Raw genomic sequence first — 18,103 nt, 5'->3', positions numbered from 1 at the left:
TCAACAGCATTGATTACTTGCTACACCTTCCTGAAAGTTTCCGCTCCTAAATTCTTTTTCCTTTTCGTTAATTTTATCTACTTTACGTTTTGATCCTTCCGCCCATTCCACATTCAAATATGCTTCCACAACCTTTTTCGCTACTTCAACACCGATAATTTGCGCACCCATTGTTACTATTTGAGCATTATTACTCAACTGTGCTCTTTCAGCAGAGTACGTATCATGACATGTTGCTGCACGGATACCAGGATATTTGTTGGCAGCGATTGCAACACCAAGTCCAGTGCCACAGATCAAAATGCCACGTTCGAGTTTACCTTCACTAATCGCTTGTGATACCTCAAATGCCACATCAGGATAGTCAACAGCATCACAGGAATGACAGCCATAATCAACTATTTCATGATCGGTATTTTCTTCTATAAATTTTTTGATCCCTTCTTTTAGTTCGTACCCGTTATGATCCGCTCCAATAGCGATTTTCATGGTGAAAACCCCTTTCAATGTATAAATCATTTTATCGACTAATTTCATTTTACATTCCAAAAAAAGAATCAGAACTATACTCTGATTCCTGTTATTTGTATTTAATTTGCGAAATTCTTTAAAATAACTAACTTACTTTTCTTGAATAGTCTTCAATAAACTCCAAAAAGGTAGCTAAAATGTAATAAGCAGAGGTTGCACCCGGATCCTGGACACCAATTGACCTTTCACCTAGCCTGCTTGAGCGCCCCTTCCTCGATGCAAGATCCTTCGTTGCATGCATTCCTTCTTTTGCTGCAGTTACTGCTTCATGAAATAATTGCAAAAAATCCTGTGTCCCATCATATTTGTTCTTTATAACGTTTACAAACGGGTCGAGTGTATCAACCATGGTTTTATCTCCTACCTTAGCCTTTCCCCGTTCCTTTACTCCATTTCCGAAGGCAACCCAGAAATCCGCTAAATCTTCACCATTTAGCACTACCTTATTCTTAATTATTTTAGCTCCTCTCATGAAGCCCGTTGCGTATAGCGGACCTACGGAAGAACCGACAGCATTTAAGAATGTTTTCCCTACAGCAATACTAATTTTGCCGCAGTCCTCCTCGTCGACCAGATCATTATCAAGTTTAGCTTTTACTGCCTGCCAGCCAATTGACATGGTGACTCCATGATCTCCATCACCCAATTTACGATCAAGCTCACAAAGGTAATCCTTTTCTGCTTCGATCATGTCAATCACCTTTTTGAAATATGCTTTAAATTCTCTTGCTGTCAATTCCATTTTTTTAATCCTCCTTATTTCTGAACAAACATTGGACAATCAACAGGATGGTGAACGGCTTTTTTCAATTCATCATCTAATTTCATTAAGGTTACCGAACATCCTCCCATTTCTAGCGATGTAATGTAATCCCCCACATAAGAGCGATAAATAGTAATCCCAAGTTCATTTAACAGTTGTTCAACCCTGCGATAAACGATATATAATTCCATTCTGGGGATTGATCCTAAGCCATTCACGAGAACCGCCACATCGTCACCATTATTTATTTCAATATCTGCCAAAATATCACGTACAAGACGCTCGGCAACACGATCTGCTGACTCCAGTTTTCCTTTTTCAATACCCGGTTCACCATGATGGCCTAACCCAATCTCCATCTCATCTTCACCGATCTCAAAGCTTGGTTCACCAGTTTGTGGCAAGGAACAAGGAGTAAGGCCAACACCCATGGAACGTGTATTTTCGTTTGCTTTTTCCGCCATTCGTACGACATCATTTAGGCCATATCCGAAATCAGCTGCAGCGCCGGCCGCTTTATAGACAAAGAATTCACCAGCAATACCACGACGTTTCTCTTTTTCCGCTTTTAGAGCAGATGCGACATCATCAGTCGCCAAAGCCATTCCTACCTCTATGTCTTCTTCTAAATCTGCCATCTCAGCTGCCATGCCGAAATTCATGACATCACCAGCATAGTTACCATATAAATAAACAACGCCGGCTCCTTTATCAATAGCTTTGGTAACCTCCAAAATTGGATCCGGGGAGGGGGAGGCAAAGATATTCCCTACCGCTACACCATCTGCCATCCCTGCACCTACATATCCCATAAAAGCAGGTTCATGTCCAGAACCCCCGCCAATAAGGATACCAACTTTTCTATCTTTGTTTGCCTTTTTCGTCACAAGAGACCGTTTATTCGTTGGCAGTTGACTTATATAATCAGGGTGTGCCATGACATACCCTTCTATCATTTCCTCTACAACATCTACCGGACTATTTATCAGTTTTTTCATTACATTCAGCTCCCTTTGCCTCTAATGCATATTTTCATATTTTAACGAAGAGTATTAAAACTATATCATTATTATTCTATCAATCGAATGAATTTCATAAGTCGAAAGTGAAAATATAGCCAAGAACAATCTGAACATGTGCTAATTCATCGATTTCCACTCAAGCGCGCGCTTATGGTTTTACCATTTGTTAATTTAATACACCAACCTTGCTGATTGGAACGGAAAGCCGTCGATTCCCGCGGGAATAGCAATGTTTTTTGTGATTATAGTAAAGCGGAAAGAGCCTGAGTCTTGAGACATCAAAGTGAGCGTATATTAAGGTAGGCCGACTAAAAAAGGCCTTTGCAGCCAACGCAATTCTACTCCAATGCTGCTTCCCTTTCATCAATATCATCAAGCGTTTTTGCGTTATTCGGTAGTTTAACCCAAACCATCATAATGGTGCTGGCAAAATACAGACCGCTCAAAATCCAGGTGACACCGACCGCACCGACAAGGCCATAGAATACAGTCACGATGGCAGGACCAACAAAAACACAAAGTCCGGCGCCCAGATTCAGAATCGACATGGCTGCACCTTTTTCTTCTTTGACAAGGGAAGGTACCAACGCGGAAATCGGCACATAACCTGCCAGGCAGGCACCCCATAAAATACCCACGATCGTCATGACAGTTAGGTTACCACCGATGATTTGCGGTGTATAATAGAGCAATAGTGTAAACACTCCGCAACCAACACCGCCAACCCACATAATCGTATTACGCCAACCTAACCTGTCGCCAACAACACCAAAAATCAAATTAAAGACGATATTGGAAAGGAAGATTGCGCTCCATATTCCCAGCCAGGTTGTCGTTGGAATTCCATATGCCGCCAGGTATGTCGGCAAAAATACCGGAAAGGCATATTGCGCAGCCTGATTAATAACACGAACGATTCCTGCAACCCCTACTTTCGGTTCCCTGACGACAATCGTTATCCCACGGGCCAGCTCCTTGATCTGATCAACACCTTTGGCAGTGGACACCTTTTCCAGTTTGTCACGGTTAACAACCAATGCAAAAAATGCACCAAGCAGTACCCAAAAAATAGATGACCATAATGTATTAATATAGCCAAGATGCGTGACGGCCCATGCCGAAAAGCCGGCTCCAAGAACATTCATACCACCTGAGAAAACAAACCAAAACCAGCCAACCGCCTTACCGAGACGTTTTTGTGGCGTCCGATATGTAATCCAGACCAAAAAACCATAAGCAAACAGTGGATAACCAATTCCACGCAACATGTAAGTCGGAAGCATGATCATATAATCTAGATTGCTAACCCCGAATCCGACAAATGCTGAATGTCCAACAACATAGGAAATCAAGCCCCAAAGCATGACTTTTCTAGCCCCGAACATGTCAATCAATACACCGGAAAACCAGGAAGCAATCGCAATCATAATCCCATATCCGGTAACTAATGCAGAAGCATGCGTCACTGATAACCCTTGATCGACAAGATAAGGTGAAATAAAGGCTAATTCAAGCCCATCCCCCATCATAAAAATAAGAACGCCTAAAAATCCCCAAGAAATTTTACTGGTAATGCCGATTCTATCCAGAAAATTTTCACTATTTAACATGAAGTTTCCCTCCCCTTTAAATAAGATGTTCGGAGGGGGATAAAGCATTTCCCCTCCGCGATTCTACTAGATTAAGGCTCTAAAACAATTTTCAGAGACTTATCACCCTTTTTCATTAACTCAAAACCATTTTCAAATTCCTCAAGGGGAAGTTTGTGAGTGACAACACCTTCCGTTGGTAAGGTTCCATCTGTAATACCATCTATTACAGTTGGATAGCAATACGGCCCCAAGTGTGATCCTAAAAGGTCCAATTCTTTCCGATCACTGATAATACTCCAGTCAACCGTTACCGGATCTCCAAACACACTGAATTCGACAAAACGCCCTAACTTACGAATCATCGACAAACCTTGTTCAACTGATTTTGGATTGCCGGTCGCTTCAATATAAACATCACAGCCATATCCATCTGTCATTTCTTTAATTTCTTTTTCCACATCCACCTTACCAGGGTTTAAAACGAGATCCGCCCCGAATTTCTTAGCCAATTCCAATCGATCGTCTTTCATATCCAGGACAACTATCTTCTTCGGATTCTTTCTTCTCAATGCGGCTACCATCCCCAAGCCAAGTGTGCCTGCGCCGGATAATACAACGACATCATCAAGCTTGGCATCTGCTCGCTCAACAGCGTGCATACTGCAGGCATAAGGTTCTATTAAAATAGCTTTCTCTAATGGAAGCTCTTCCGGAACTTTATAGTTAATCCCTTCTTTTGTAAATTTCATGTATTCGGCCATTCCACCATTTACATTATTTTGGAACCCGTACAGATCATGTTTTTCACACATCCAGTATTCGCCTCTGTTGCAAAAACGACAATTCTCACATGGTACAATTTGTTCTGAAATAACCCGATCGCCAATTTCAAAATCCTTTACCGCGTCCCCTTTTTGAACAATCCTGCCAATAAATTCGTGGCCCGGTATCATCGGTGCTTTAATATAAGGAGGCTGTTTCTCATCTCCCCAGAAACTCGGGGCACCACCGTATGCTTTGAGATCTCCGGCACATATACCGCAGCCTTCCACTTTTATGATAATTTCCTGATCATTCTTCAGTTCTGGTGTATTTACTTCCTCATATCTGTAATCACCTGGTGCGTATGCAACAACAGCTTGCATTGTTTCGGGAATTTCCCGTGTTTGCATTTCCTTTTCTCCCAGTGTCTGTTTCAATTTTTAATCTCCCCTTCTGTAATTTTAATCTTACCTACGGACCTTCACCTGCAAAACATAATCGTAAGCGATAACATTTCGACTTAACTAGGGTGTTTTTGAAATCGCTATCAATTCTTGTTAACATTTTATCATTTGTTTTCATTTTGTCAATATTATTTTTTATTTCTTTTATAACTTATTAATTTGATGCAGTTTTCAATTGATTATATAAATAAATTAGTAAAAATATTGATAAATACCATCAGATGAAATACTATTATCTATAGTACAGAAAATAATAAGGGTGAAGAATCATGAAAATGTTTGCCAGTGAAAGGCGAGATAACATTATCCAGTTTTTACAGAAGCAGAAACGGGCCACTGTAAAGGAATTGGCATCACAAATAGGAGTTTCCGAGGCTACCTTGCGTACAGATCTGAACAGAATGGAAACGGATGGTCTTTTAACAAGAACACACGGCGGAGCAGTTTTAAATACGGAGGAAGAAAACGACACGAGCTTCTCCGTCCGTGAAAAGAAAAATAAACAAGAAAAGATACAAATTGCAAAAAAAGCCTACGAAATGATTGAAGAAAAACAATGTATCTTACTGGATGCCAGTTCAACAGCATTGGAATTAGCACGTTATATAAAAAGTAAGCCAATGCGTTTAACCGTTGTAACAAGTGGATTGCAATCAGCTTTAGAACTCAATAACAATCCGGATATCACAGTAATTCTGATTGGGGGAATGCTTACAAAAGGATCCTCTTCAATCGAGGGTACACTTGGATTAAGTATTCTGGATTACTTAACAATTGATATGATGTTTACATCGTCAAATGGATTTTCAATCGAAAGCGGGCTAACCGATTTTAATTTATATGAGGTTCAACTAAAAAAGGAAATTGTTAAAAAAGCAAAAAAAGTAGTTGCTCTAATTGATTCATCAAAAATTGAAAAAAACTCCAGCGCTGTTTTTGCTACTTTAGATCAAATTGATAAGTTGATTACCGATAAGCCAATCGATCATAACTTGTCCGAAAAAATTTTAATCAATGATATTGAGATTGTTGTTAGCAGTTAGATGTTCCCTACATCAATTTAGGTCTTAGCAGAAGAACCAGATTAGAAACAACACCTCTTTGTTATTTATTTTCATTTGTCATCACCATGTTGCCTATGGTGCTAGTAAGGCAGGAATAATCGGCATGACTAGAGTACTTGCTTACGAATGGGCCGAATATAAGATAAAAGTAAATGAAATCTCCCCCACCGTTGTTCTGACTGAGTTAGGAAAAAAGGCTTGGACAGGCGAAAAAGGGGAAAAAGCAAAGCAGGAAATCCCGCTGAAACGATTTGGGTTTCCAGAAGAGGTGGCAGCCATTGCTTTATTCCTTGCAAGTGATGCAACAAATTTAATTACAGGTGAAAACATGGTGATGGATGGTGGGAATACAATTAAATAACGATTTTTTCCTGCCTCGTTTAAAGTAGATGGAAACAGAACGTTAGCTTCAATATTTTTGGAGCTAACGTTTATTTATATGAAATAAACTTAAATATTTTTAACCATCCTCCATATTTATAATCCACAGTAAAAATCTCCATCTATATTCCAGCTAGATGGAGATGTAAAACTCATTACTTCTTGTATTAAGGAACAATTTCTGGTTCATGCGTTTTTAATTTAATATACTTTCAAATTAACGAAATACTTTCATCTCTATCGTATTCTTTTTAATTTCTTCCCGATTAACATCAAAGCCAATACCAGGTCTATCAGGAACGTGTAATTGACCATTTTCGACTACCACTTCCGGTTCAATGATATCCTTATCCCAATATCGTGAAGAAGAGGCTGTATCCCCTGGAAGCTTAAAGTTTGATAAAGTTGTAATGGCCATATTATGTGCGCGGCCTATTCCGGATTCAAGCATTCCTCCACACCAAAGCGGTATATTCTCCTTCTCGCAAAGGTCATGAATTTTTTTTGCCTGCGTAAGGCCCCCTACCCTGCCTACCTTCATATTAATGATTTTACAGCTTCCTAATTCAATTGCTTGTCTGGCATCTTCATAAGAATGAATACTTTCGTCAAGGCAAATTGGCGTTTTGATTTGTTTTTGCAATTTAGCATGATCAATTAAGTCCCCCGCTGTCAGAGGCTGTTCAATCATCATTAAATTAAATTGATCCATTGCTTTTAATGTATCGATATCTTTTAATGTATAGGCAGAGTTTGCGTCTGCCATTAATGGGATGTCAGGAAAATTATTACGTATCTGCTGCAGTACATTTATGTCCTTACCTGGCTTTATTTTCACCTTGATTCGCCTGTAACCTTCATCCGTTTTTTGTTGAATCGATTTCAGAAGGTCATCCACATTGTCTTCAATTCCAAGGCTGATCCCGACTTCAACCGTTGACTTTACTCCACCCAGTGCTTTAGAAAGGGGTTCTCCTTTCGACTTAGCGTATAAGTCCCAGATTGCGGCCTCTAGTGTTGACTTAGCCATATTATTGCGTTTATACATATTAAATTTTTCTTGTAATTCATCTGGATGTTGAATTTCCTTTTTAAGAACCATAGGAATAAGGAATTCTTCTAACATATGCCAACTGGATTGTGTAAATTCTTCACTATATAAAGGGCGCTCTGAAGTTACACATTCTCCCCAGCCAGAGATACCTTCTTCATTTTTGGCCTCTACTAATAAGAACAATCGATCTTGTTCCGTTCCAAAACTCGTTGTAAAAGGGTTTCTCATTTTCATTTGAACTTTATACAATATAATCTCGTTAACTTTCATTTGACTTAACTCCTTTCTTTAAATCGGTCCCCATCCAATCAAAACAGCAATTGTTAGATACACCGCACCGATTGCAAACCAAATCAGCACCAATGGAAAAATATACTTAATCCATTTCGTCCAAGGTATACCTGCTATCGCTAAGTTTGCCATCAAAATACCAGAGATTGGGGTGATTACGTTGGTAAACCCATCCCCCATTTTATATGCTTGAACTGCTACTTGACGAGTGATTTCCATAATATCAGCAAGTGGCGTCATAATTGGCATAACAATAACTGCCTGTCCACTACCTGAAGAAACGATCAAATTAAAGATCCCATTTGCTATTAACATTACGATCGCACCCAACACACTTGAAAATGGTTCCATTACCGCTGCCATGCCTTGAACAACAGTATCTAGAATTTGTCCATTCTCTAAGACAACAACTATGGATCTTGCCATACCTATAATTAATGCACCATATACAAGCCCTTTACAACCGTTGAAAAATACCTCAACTAATTTATTTGGTGTTATTTTAGCGATAACGGCTGTTCCAATTGCAATAACAATAAACATGGCAGCCATTTCGTTCAAAGACCATTCAAATAGGAAAACACCAAATATATAAATACCAATCCCAACTGCTAACCAGGTAATTACAAGTTTATGGATACCAGTTAATTCATTAGTTGCATTTTCAACGCTTTTTTCATCATACTTTGGGAATCTATTGTTACCTAACACACTTTTTTCCGGATTTTTCTTTACTTTATTTGCATACCACCAAATATATAAAATTGTCGCGACAAGTACTGTGATATAAATTAGGATCCGAAACCCAATTCCCGAAAACAATGGAACTTGAGCTATTTGTTGCGCCATTCCAGTTGTCAAAGGATCAAGAAAAGCTGTATTAAAACCTGCATATGCTCCTAAATAAATAATGGACACACCTACTACAGCATCAAGCTTCATGGAGCGAGCCAAAATGATGCCAATTGGAATAAATGCTATAACCGCATTAACGATAATCCCTAATGCGCCGAATATAGAGAATAGTGTACATACAATAATTATCAATAAATATTCTTTGTTCTTCGTTTTATTAATCGTCTTCATAATCAAAGCATCTATGGCACCAGTATGTTCAATTACAGCAAATGCTCCTCCAATTATTAAAACAAGGAAAATTAAGCCTGCTGAATCGATCATACCTTGTTGAATCGCCCGAAAGATTTCAATAAAACTTGAAGGTTGCTGGTCAATATTGTGATAGCTGTCAGGTATCACGGTTGTGATGCCATCGGTTGTTTCTCTTTCAAAACTACCTGCCGGAATAAAGTAAGTAGCAGCTGCAGCAAGAATTAAAATAGCAAATAATATAACATATGCATCCGGCAAACCTAGTTTCCTCTTTCTCTTTTTTGGCGTTCCTTGATCCTCACTCATGGTTTCCCCTCCTGTAAAAGAATTCTAAACATTAACAAGTTGCGTTTAATTATAATAAAGTATATAATTTATTTCAAGGTTAAATATTGTAAATACTTCAAAAAAGGTGAGACAATGGCTCAAGATTATTTGAATAGAACAAAACAATGCTTCCCAAAATTAACTAAAGGATTAAAAAAAGTTGCAGATCATTTGATATCTGAACCAATGATATTTGCAATTCACCCCGCCAAAAAGGTCGGAAAAATCATCGGAGTTAGTGAAACAATGGTAATACGATTCTGCACAACAATTGGTTATAGTGGTTATAAGCCTCTTCAAAAAGAGATAAGAAAACACCTTCTAGATCTTAATCAAAGTTCGTTGGAAGAGTTAAATACAAATAACTATCCGGCCAATAACTACACTCGCAGCATGGTAGCAGATATAAACAACTTAAACAGCAATATTAATGAAATTGAGTTAGAAAACATCGATGCCTTTGTAGAAACAATCATTGACAGCCAAAAATTAGTTATTGCAGGATATTATCATTCGTTTACATTTGCACATTGGCTTTACTTTAACTTAAGTTATATCTTAGGAAATGCTTCCTTATATCGCCCAGAAACTGATGCGGGCTTACTGGATTTACTACCGGAGAAATCATGCATTATCGTTTTCTCTTTTTATAGATATGCACTCGATACGTTGCGCCTCGCAGAAGAAGCAAAAAATAAAGGAATTAAGGTAATTACCATAACAGATTCCCGTGTGGCGCCCGTAACCGAATTCGCGGACATTGTTATTCCTATAAATATGAAAAGGAAAGATTTATTCAGTAAAGGGCCAGTAACATTGTCCATAATTAATGCTATTTTATATGAAATTATTCAACGAGTTGAGGATAGAGAAAAAATCCAGGAAACTTACAAATATTTTATAAAAGATGGTGAAGATTAATGAAAAATACAATTGAACAAAAGGTAAAAGATACTTTTCATTACTTGCATGAACATGCCGAAATCAGTTGGGAAGAAAACGAAACAACAAAATATATAGAAAGAATTTTAGAAGCAAATGGATGCAGGGTCGTCACATTTGATGATTGTACCGGAGTTATTGGAGAATATGGCAATTTTCATAGCAATATTCCAGTAATTGGGGTTCGTGCTGATATTGATGCATTATGGCAAGAGGTTGATGGTAAATTCCAAGCTAATCATTCTTGCGGACATGACGCACATATGTCTATGGTATTAGGTATTCTTTGGACTTTAGAGCAGAGTCCCGAATTAAAGAATAATGTCGCGATTAAATTAATATTTCAACCCGCGGAAGAAAAGGGCACAGGTGCATTAAAGATGGTTGAAAAAAATGTTATTGATGATGTCGATTATCTATTTGGCGTTCATTTGAGGCCTAAACAAGAAACCAAAATGGGACGAGCAACACCTGTAATTATACACGGTGCTACCAAGACATTGAATGTAGAAATTAAAGGCGAAGATGCACATGGGGCCAGGCCACACTTGAATCATAATGCGATTGAAATAGCAGCAGAAATTGTAAATATGCTTAGTAAGATCCACCTAGACCCACGTATACCTTACTCTGTAAAAATGACAAATATTCAGGCAGGAGGAAAAAGCGCAAACATTATTCCGGGAAATGCTACCTTCTCATTAGATCTCAGAGCCCAGAATAATAAATTAATGGACGAATTAGAAGAGGCAATTTATGATATTTTTGCATCCATCAGAGATTTATATAATGTTGACTTACATGCTGCTGCCCATGGAATTGCTGCTGCCAAAACCAATAGGGAAGCCATAGACGTTATGGAAAAAGCAATTGAGGATACACTTGGAATTGACAAAGTTGATCAACCCTTGGTAACACCAGGAGGGGACGACTTTCATTTCTATACAATTAAAAAACCTGACCTTAAAGCCACAATGCTTGGCTTAGGGTGTGATTTAAGACCTGGTTTACACCACCCGAATATGACATTCAATGAAGATGCCTTAATGGATGGCGTGAATATTTTGTTTAGAGCTATTATGAATACCTATGGGGCTTCACAGTAGTGGTTAAGAAACGTTTATTTTCACATTTTCCTATAAAAATATTATAAAATATCTTTTATAACAGAAGTTAACCAAGTTAATTCAATTTTAGTTTCCTATGATACTCTAAACGTGCAGAGCGGACGAACTCAACTCTGCACGTTTATTTATATCAGCATCATATTTGGTACTGATTATCCGCCAAGCCCATTTTTTTCCCCACTCAACTCAACCAAAATTTTCACTTCAATCATTAGTTAATGATTCAAAATCCGCCTCCACAACATTATTCAATTTAATACGGCTTGTAATAATTTCTTTGGCATTGAAATCGCCGGCAGCCATCATATCAATCGTTTTTTAAATACTGCAGGTTTATAAGTGGTACCTTGAAGTAATTTTTACACCTGAATGAATAAGTTATTTCAACCCGAATATTATACATGACCGACTATTAATTTTTTATGCAACACAAGATGCTGATTAAATAATCTATAATAGTAAAAATGTAACACAAACAGCAAATGATTTCCCTATACTCTATTATTATATGTTCTGAAAGGAGTTACGAATGAAAGTGACTTTTTTAAGCTCAATCAAACACAGGCATCTCCACCAATAACGCCTGTTCAAGCGCATACCCTATCTGATAAAGCTTAGCTTCATCAAATTCCTTCCCTATTAATTGTACCCCGATCGGCATTCGATCAGCCGAAAAGCCACAAGGCAATGTCAGACTTGGAAAGCCACTTAGATTAGTTGGGGCGGTTAATTTGGTAATGGTCCATCGAATATGATGTTCATCGCTTTTATCTTTTCCCGTGTGTCGCTCATTAATATTTGGCGGTAGTATAGACATAGTTGGCGTAATCAATGCATCGACAGTGTCTAATACCTCTCTATATTCCTGTTTCGCCAATTTCTGTGTTCTCATTGCTTTTGCATAGTCGTAACCCTTTGTATCTAAGGCGGTTATTAAACGCTGCTTCACTTCGTCATCCCATTTAGTTGGATAATCAAGCAAATTTTGCGCATGAATTGCATATGCATCACTCCGAAGAATCACCTTATGCGCCTCAGAAAATTCGTGCATACTGGGAATATTAACGGTAGTCATTTTAACACCTAAACGTTCCAAACATTTAATAGCATCTTGAATACATGTGTCAACTTCTGCATCTAAATCTTCATAATAAAATTCTTCAGGTATACCAATTTTAATATCCTTCACATCTTTTCCAATTAGACGTGTATAATCTTCAGGCTTCCGATATATTGCATCGGGGTCCTCTTTATCATAGGCTATGATAGCATTCAGCATAATAGCATTGTCTGTAATAGTTCGTGTCATGGGACCAACATGATCAAGAACCCAAGACAGCGGGTACACCCCTCGCTTACTAATACTCCCATAAGTTGGCTTCATTCCTACTATTCCGCAAAATGATGACGGGATACGAATTGACCCGCCGGTATCTGTTCCTAGTGCGCCGTAGCATAAACAGGCCGCTACAGCTGCGGCTGATCCACTACTTGAACCACCGGACATTTTCGATTTGTCATGTGGATTAGCCACAACCCCATAATAGGAACGATCTCCGGTAGGTCCATAGGCAAATTGATGCGTGTTTAGCTTTCCGACTATTATCGCACCAGCCTTTTTTAATTGTTCAACCACGAAGGCATCTTTGGCAGGAATATAATCCTTGAAAATTTCCGATCCCATCGTAGTTCGAATGCCCTTTGTAAATATAACATCCTTTAATCCAATTGGTATTCCATGAAGTGGACCTCTATATTTGCCAAACTGTAATTCTTGTTCCCGCTCCTCTGCTATCACCAAAGCATTACGATTAAATGTTATAAAAGAATTTAAATCTTTATCAATTCTCTCTATCCTTGCTATCAAGTCTTTGACTAACTCAGTTGGTGATACCCCGCCGTCTTTCATTTTAACGGAAAGACCGGCTATACTATTCGCATACAAACCCCTATGTTTATCCATTCTGATCCCCCTTCTAAAAAGAACCTACTGACCAAAGATACTAATTGATTTAGTCAAATATTTCACTATCTCCCTCCCGATTTCAATGGATGCAGTGGCAGCCGGGGATGGAGCATTACAAACATGAATCATTTGTTTGTTTTGAATAATGACAAAATCATCCAGTAACGCCCCATCGCTATCTAACGCTTGGGCACGTACACCAGCCTTAGCGGGTACAAGATCCTCTCTCTTAATTTCAGGAATGAACTTTTGCACATCCTTGATAAATTGTTTTTTACTGAACGAACGATACATTTCCCTTAATCCTTCTGAAGCATTTTCCATGGCCAGTTTTTGAAATCCGGGGTATGCGATGGTTTCCATAAAATCTTTCCAGAGAAAACTCGTTTTTTGATACCCTTCTCGTTTAAAACTTAACACTGCATTGGGACCGATTAATACCCTGCCATCATTCATTCTGGTGAAGTGCACACCCAAAAATGGAAAGTCTGGGTTAGGGACTGGATAAATCATATTTTTCACAAGATGTCTGCGATCTTTCTTTAATTCATAATATTCTCCCCGAAATGGAACGATTCGTAAATCTGTTTTTACATGGGACATTTCAGCAACACGATCACTTAGTAATCCGGCACAATTAATTAAAAAGCGAGTTTGGAAGTCACCTTTATTTGTGTGAAGTGTAACAGCTTCATCCTCTTCATCAATCGATTGGACTTCCGTATTTAATGCAATTATTCCGTTTCCTTTTTCTATTATTCTTGCAAAGGAAGCTGCTACTTCCCGATAATCCACAATTCCTGTAGACGGAACTCGTATCCCAGCTATTCCATTTACATGTGGCTCAATTTCCTTCACTTCATCAGCGGTAATTCTCTCAACCCTTAGTCCATTTTCAACACCTCTTTTATATAGATTCTCTAAAAGAGATAATTCCTTTTCTTCTGTTGCGACAATAACCTTTCCGCAAACTTCATGTTTGACGCCATAAGTTTTACAGAATTCTACCATTTGTTTATTTCCCGTTTTGGCAAGTTTTGCTTTCAAGCTTCCTGGTTTATAATAAATTCCAGAATGAATGACACCACTATTTCTTCCCGTTTGATGAAGGGAGATTTCTGCTTCCTTGTCAAGAATTAAAATGGAGGCATTTTTATACTGTTGAGATAGAGCCATTCCGACAGAAAGACCAACTATACCAGCACCTACAATCGCAAAATCGAATTTCACTTGTACCACCTCTCCTTCCTCCAAATTTTATATAGTTGAATGTTTGCTACTATATGGATTTATATCCCAAAATACTACAAGTATCTCTGCTTAACTTTCTGTAGGTGGCTATACATTGCAGCCCTCGCTTGTTTTGGGTTCCTATCTCTAATGGCGATCATTATTTTTTTATGCTCTTCTAATATTGTCTCAGGCTTTCCTGGGATCTGAAACGTTTTAGCTCTACTTTCTTTCAACCCTTCCAAAAGTCGGTCAGACACCATATACATGACCTCAGATATCAACAAATTTCTGGCGATCTTTGCTATACTCATATGAAAAGCTAAATCCTCTTTAGCAGCGAGTTCACCAGCTTTAACTGCCTTTTCTAAATTTACATACGACTGATGTAACTTCTTAATATCTTCATCATTACACCGTATAGCAGCGAGATGGGATGTCTCTCCTTCAATTGCCTGTCTCAGTTCCATAAGTTCGACGATATTTACCGTTTCACCATGAACTGCTAGATTCATTTTCATAATAATGTCTTCTACATTATCTTCACGTAATGTAACGCCACTACCATGCTTGATCTCAATCAATCCATTTGATTCTAATACACTAAATGCCTCTTTAACGGATGTTCTAGAAACAGATAATCTTGCAGCCAAAACCCGCTCCGAAGGTAACTTATCTCCAGGGAGTATTTCCTTGTTTTCGATCTCACTTTTGATATGTTCTACAACCATTTGGTAGACACGTCTTTTCCTATTGGATGGTACAGTCACGCTCATCCCTATCCCTTCATTTTTAAAATTGGATGGTCCAGTCAAGTATATAATAATGCAATAAATTATTCAATAATCAAATTTATTATTCTATATATCCTAATTATAAAATTCAAAATAATCATTGACTTTAATAATAAAATTTGTTATTTTTATTTAAATTGGTTGGTCCACTTTGAATCTCGACACGCGATCTTATTTCTTTTAATTAACGAAAGAAAAAATTAGCTTAAAGGTAGGTGATACAAATTGAAACTTGCGAGTGCTCAATTAACTGCTTCTTCTGATAAAATGGCGAATCTCAAAAAGGCCTGTGATTATGTGGAGATGGCAAAAGATGCTGGAGCCGAGATTATTTTGTTTCCGGAAATGTATATGAGTTACATACCAAATGATTCAGAAATTCGGCCCGCTGAAATTGCCGAGACAATCAACGGCCCATTTGTAAGCGCATTAGCAGTAGCTGCAAAGAAGAACCATATTTATATCATTTGCGGTATATATGAGTTTTTTACAAACGAATTTGAACGCGCTTACAATACTGTTGTTATAATTTCAAACACAGGCGAAATAATAGGTTCCTATCGAAAAACACACTTATGTGATGCGTGGAATGTTAAGGAATCGGATACGTTTGTCCCAGGAAATAAGCCTTTTGAAGTAGTCAAAACACCATTTGGGAAGATTGGATTAATGATATGTTACGAACTTAGATTTCCAGAAATAAGTAGACAATTGGCGCTTCAAAATATTGATATTTTGTTTGTTCCTGCCGCCTGGTACCAAGGTATTTTAAAGGAAGACCAATGGGAAGTACTTTTAAGAGCAAGAGCCATTGAAAACGTTATTTTTGTGTGTGCTTCAAATCAAACAAATAATGGGTTTACCGGCCACAGTATGATAATAGACCCAATGGGTGCCATTTTGACAAGCGCCGCTGAAGAAGAATGTTTACTAATCACAGAAATTGACCTTAACAGAAGGAAACGTATCAAAAAAAAAGTACCAAGTGTAGAGAATAGAAGACCAGAATTATATAAGCATTAATATTACAAATATCATTATTTTAGTTAAGATTGGAGTGTATTAATTATGGTTTCCACCTATTTATGGGTACTGTTAATCATCTTTCTATTAGCTATGGGTTATCTAAGCTATATCTCTGCAAAGAAAACTAAAACAATTGAGGATTTTGCGATTAGCGGTGCAAATTTAGGTCCATACGTTCTTGGCCTATCCTTTGCAGCTACTTTTTTTAGTGCTGCAACTTTTATGGGATACCCCGGATATTCGTATGCCTGGGGATATAGTAACCTTTGGATGTTTTTAGGTCAGTTCGGCGGCGGTGCACTTGGGATTATAGTTGTAGGGAAGGTCGTTAGAGAATTAAACAAGTCACAGAAATCATTATCGCTTCCTGATTGGTTAGGGGATTATTATAATAGTGATTTCCTCCGAATCGGAACCGGCATTATTATGCTCTTCAATATTTTCTACATTGCAGCTCAATTTACGGCCGGTGCTCAGATATTTTCAACCATGCTTGACCTCAGTTATCATACGGGGTTAATATTTATAGCTTTAATTGTAATGACTTATGTATTTGTTGGTGGTTCATATGCTGATGTTTATACAGACGCTGTCCAGGCAATCATTATGGCCATTACAGGCATCGTTGTTTTTGTGTCAGGAATTATGATATTTGGAGATGGAAGTATCACAAAGGCGTTTACTAATATTACAGCGAAATTAGCCTCTCAGGATCTGAACCTAGTAAAGGTAATTAACACTGAATCAGGAAACTACTATGCAGTATCAGTCATTATTGCAATATTTATTATTCAATTTGCTTTTTCTTCCCAGCCACAATTATTTAATAAAGTTTTATCTCTCAAGAATCCTAACGACTTAAGGAAAATGATTACTACCTATATGTTAACAGCATTATTATGCCTGGTAGTACTATTTGGTGGCTTTTATGCTCGTGCAGCGTTACCATCAATTGAATTAGCTGACCTTGCACTGCTTGAATATGTAACCTGGGGGATGCCAGCAATTCTGGCAGCAGTAGTAGGAGTTGTTATATTAGCAGCAGCACTCTCTACAACAGATGGAATATTTGTCGTTATCTCTACTGTTTTCTCCAATGACATTTACAGAAAGGTTTTGGTTAAAAGAGGAATCGTTAAAGCAGATGAGGAAAAATCTAACCGCGTAGCACTAAAAATCAGCCGTTGGAGCGTAATCGTAGTTGGACTAATTGCTTATTTAATCGTCCTGAATCCACCAAAATTTATGGCCGATCTTATGTGGATAGGTATTGCTGGTGTTTCATCAGGTACAATGGGGCCGCTCCTGTACGCCGTATTTACGCGAAAAAAAGCATCACCACGGGCAGCGGAAATTTCAATGGTTTTAGGGTTACTTTCCTACCTAATCATATATTTTGGCGGATTTGAACGGAGTCTAATGGCGGCAGGAGCCTGGGCAACCTTAGTCGGTATTGCAATCATGTGGATATTAGCTACTATATTAAAAAAGCCCGTGATGGAAAAAGATCAGGATGTTAGTAAAATATTTTAATTTGGATTGGAGGAGAAAATTTTATGTGGGTTAATTCAATGTTATCCATATGGTTTTATGGAGTTATTGGCTTCATAGTTGTATGTGGAGTGATATTAGGAATTGCGTACTCCAAAAAAGAATA

General features: G+C 38.0%; 15 protein-coding genes and 1 pseudogene. 6 read left to right on the top strand and 10 right to left on the bottom strand.

What is annotated here, in order from left to right; translation table 11 throughout:
- The 5 genes from rpiB to CZ382_RS18955 form a co-directional block, all read right to left on the bottom strand.
- A complete protein-coding gene (gene rpiB / locus CZ382_RS18975; RefSeq protein WP_088052722.1) occupies positions 1-489 on the bottom strand; it encodes a ribose 5-phosphate isomerase B in 489 nt (162 codons plus the stop codon).
- A gap of 127 nt (positions 490-616) precedes the next feature.
- Positions 617-1,273 (bottom strand): dihydroxyacetone kinase subunit DhaL, encoded by a 657-nt coding sequence (gene dhaL, locus CZ382_RS18970; protein ID WP_088052721.1) that lies wholly within the window; start codon positions 1,271-1,273, stop codon positions 617-619.
- A gap of 14 nt (positions 1,274-1,287) precedes the next feature.
- The gene (locus CZ382_RS18965; protein WP_088052720.1) at positions 1,288-2,292 is read right to left on the bottom strand and encodes a dihydroxyacetone kinase subunit DhaK; all 1,005 of its coding nucleotides are present in this window, start codon (positions 2,290-2,292) and stop codon (positions 1,288-1,290) included.
- A 362-nt stretch (positions 2,293-2,654) separates the two neighbouring features.
- Complete coding sequence (locus CZ382_RS18960) at positions 2,655-3,926, bottom strand: MFS transporter (protein WP_088052719.1); 1,272 nt, start codon at positions 3,924-3,926, stop codon at positions 2,655-2,657.
- Positions 3,927-3,997: 71 nt separating this feature from the next.
- On the bottom strand, positions 3,998-5,080 hold the full coding sequence (locus CZ382_RS18955; protein ID WP_088053548.1) for an MDR/zinc-dependent alcohol dehydrogenase-like family protein: 1,083 nt from the start codon (positions 5,078-5,080) through the stop codon (positions 3,998-4,000).
- A gap of 323 nt (positions 5,081-5,403) precedes the next feature.
- Here CZ382_RS18955 and CZ382_RS18950 point away from each other — a divergent pair, with 323 nt between their 5' ends.
- Complete coding sequence (locus tag CZ382_RS18950; RefSeq protein WP_088052718.1) at positions 5,404-6,177, top strand: DeoR/GlpR family DNA-binding transcription regulator; 774 nt, start codon at positions 5,404-5,406, stop codon at positions 6,175-6,177.
- Positions 6,178-6,214: 37 nt separating this feature from the next.
- A pseudogene (locus CZ382_RS18945) lies at positions 6,215-6,559 on the top strand (SDR family oxidoreductase); the annotation flags it as partial.
- Positions 6,560-6,796: 237 nt separating this feature from the next.
- On the opposite strand, the gene menC reads toward CZ382_RS18945, so the two are convergent.
- Together menC and CZ382_RS18935 are read right to left on the bottom strand one after the other, a co-directional pair.
- Positions 6,797-7,903, bottom strand: a complete 1,107-nt coding sequence (menC, locus tag CZ382_RS18940; protein ID WP_088052717.1) for an o-succinylbenzoate synthase — start codon at positions 7,901-7,903, stop codon at positions 6,797-6,799.
- An 18-nt stretch (positions 7,904-7,921) separates the two neighbouring features.
- Positions 7,922-9,340: a YfcC family protein gene (locus tag CZ382_RS18935; protein WP_088052716.1), complete on the bottom strand. Its 1,419-nt coding sequence runs from the start codon at positions 9,338-9,340 to the stop codon at positions 7,922-7,924.
- Between the two features lie 114 nt (positions 9,341-9,454).
- Between CZ382_RS18935 and CZ382_RS18930 the strand changes: the two genes are divergently transcribed.
- Positions 9,455-10,282, top strand: coding sequence for a MurR/RpiR family transcriptional regulator (locus CZ382_RS18930; protein ID WP_088052715.1), 828 nt, complete (start codon positions 9,455-9,457; stop codon positions 10,280-10,282).
- The gene (locus tag CZ382_RS18925) at positions 10,282-11,409 is read left to right on the top strand and encodes a M20 peptidase aminoacylase family protein (RefSeq protein ID WP_088052714.1); all 1,128 of its coding nucleotides are present in this window, start codon (positions 10,282-10,284) and stop codon (positions 11,407-11,409) included. Before CZ382_RS18930 ends, CZ382_RS18925 begins: the two co-directional genes overlap by 1 nt.
- A gap of 571 nt (positions 11,410-11,980) precedes the next feature.
- Here the strand turns inward: CZ382_RS18925 and CZ382_RS18920 are convergent.
- The 3 genes from CZ382_RS18920 to CZ382_RS18910 form a co-directional block, all read right to left on the bottom strand.
- Entirely contained in the window at positions 11,981-13,393 is a 1,413-nt protein-coding gene (locus tag CZ382_RS18920) for an amidase (protein ID WP_088052713.1), read from the bottom strand.
- 24 nt (positions 13,394-13,417) lie between these two features.
- Complete coding sequence (gene lhgO / locus CZ382_RS18915; protein WP_268811349.1) at positions 13,418-14,626, bottom strand: L-2-hydroxyglutarate oxidase; 1,209 nt, start codon at positions 14,624-14,626, stop codon at positions 13,418-13,420.
- A 74-nt stretch (positions 14,627-14,700) separates the two neighbouring features.
- Positions 14,701-15,402 (bottom strand): FadR/GntR family transcriptional regulator, encoded by a 702-nt coding sequence (locus tag CZ382_RS18910; RefSeq protein WP_088052712.1) that lies wholly within the window; start codon positions 15,400-15,402, stop codon positions 14,701-14,703.
- A 243-nt stretch (positions 15,403-15,645) separates the two neighbouring features.
- Here CZ382_RS18910 and CZ382_RS18905 point away from each other — a divergent pair, with 243 nt between their 5' ends.
- A complete protein-coding gene (locus CZ382_RS18905) occupies positions 15,646-16,443 on the top strand; it encodes a carbon-nitrogen hydrolase family protein (protein WP_088052711.1) in 798 nt (265 codons plus the stop codon).
- Between the two features lie 45 nt (positions 16,444-16,488).
- Entirely contained in the window at positions 16,489-17,979 is a 1,491-nt protein-coding gene (locus CZ382_RS18900) for a sodium:solute symporter family protein (protein ID WP_088052710.1), read from the top strand.
- Positions 17,980-18,103: the final 124 nt, after the last annotated feature.

The sequence above is a fragment of the Virgibacillus dakarensis genome (assembly GCF_900155625.1).
Classification (GTDB): domain Bacteria; phylum Bacillota; class Bacilli; order Bacillales; family Amphibacillaceae; genus Lentibacillus_C; species Lentibacillus_C populi.
The sequence above is the reverse complement of the archived record's forward strand: the minus strand, read 5'-3'. Positions and strand labels throughout refer to the sequence as shown.

Bases quoted from the DNA above. Each gene is read 5' to 3' on its own strand.
- CZ382_RS18900 (WP_088052710.1), top strand. From the start codon at position 16,489: ATGGTTTCCACCTATTTATGGGTACTGTTAATCATCTTTCTATTAGCT.
- CZ382_RS18950 (WP_088052718.1), top strand. From the start codon at position 5,404: ATGAAAATGTTTGCCAGTGAAAGGCGAGATAACATTATCCAGTTTTTA.
- CZ382_RS18925 (WP_088052714.1), top strand. From the start codon at position 10,282: ATGAAAAATACAATTGAACAAAAGGTAAAAGATACTTTTCATTACTTG.
- rpiB (WP_088052722.1), bottom strand. From the start codon at position 489: ATGAAAATCGCTATTGGAGCGGATCATAACGGGTACGAACTAAAAGAA.
- dhaL (WP_088052721.1), bottom strand. From the start codon at position 1,273: ATGGAATTGACAGCAAGAGAATTTAAAGCATATTTCAAAAAGGTGATT.
- CZ382_RS18955 (WP_088053548.1), bottom strand. From the start codon at position 5,080: ATGCAAACACGGGAAATTCCCGAAACAATGCAAGCTGTTGTTGCATAC.
- CZ382_RS18935 (WP_088052716.1), bottom strand. From the start codon at position 9,340: ATGAGTGAGGATCAAGGAACGCCAAAAAAGAGAAAGAGGAAACTAGGT.
- menC (WP_088052717.1), bottom strand. From the start codon at position 7,903: ATGAAAGTTAACGAGATTATATTGTATAAAGTTCAAATGAAAATGAGA.
- CZ382_RS18930 (WP_088052715.1), top strand. From the start codon at position 9,455: ATGGCTCAAGATTATTTGAATAGAACAAAACAATGCTTCCCAAAATTA.
- CZ382_RS18965 (WP_088052720.1), bottom strand. From the start codon at position 2,292: ATGAAAAAACTGATAAATAGTCCGGTAGATGTTGTAGAGGAAATGATA.
- CZ382_RS18960 (WP_088052719.1), bottom strand. From the start codon at position 3,926: ATGTTAAATAGTGAAAATTTTCTGGATAGAATCGGCATTACCAGTAAA.
- CZ382_RS18920 (WP_088052713.1), bottom strand. From the start codon at position 13,393: ATGGATAAACATAGGGGTTTGTATGCGAATAGTATAGCCGGTCTTTCC.
- CZ382_RS18910 (WP_088052712.1), bottom strand. From the start codon at position 15,402: ATGAGCGTGACTGTACCATCCAATAGGAAAAGACGTGTCTACCAAATG.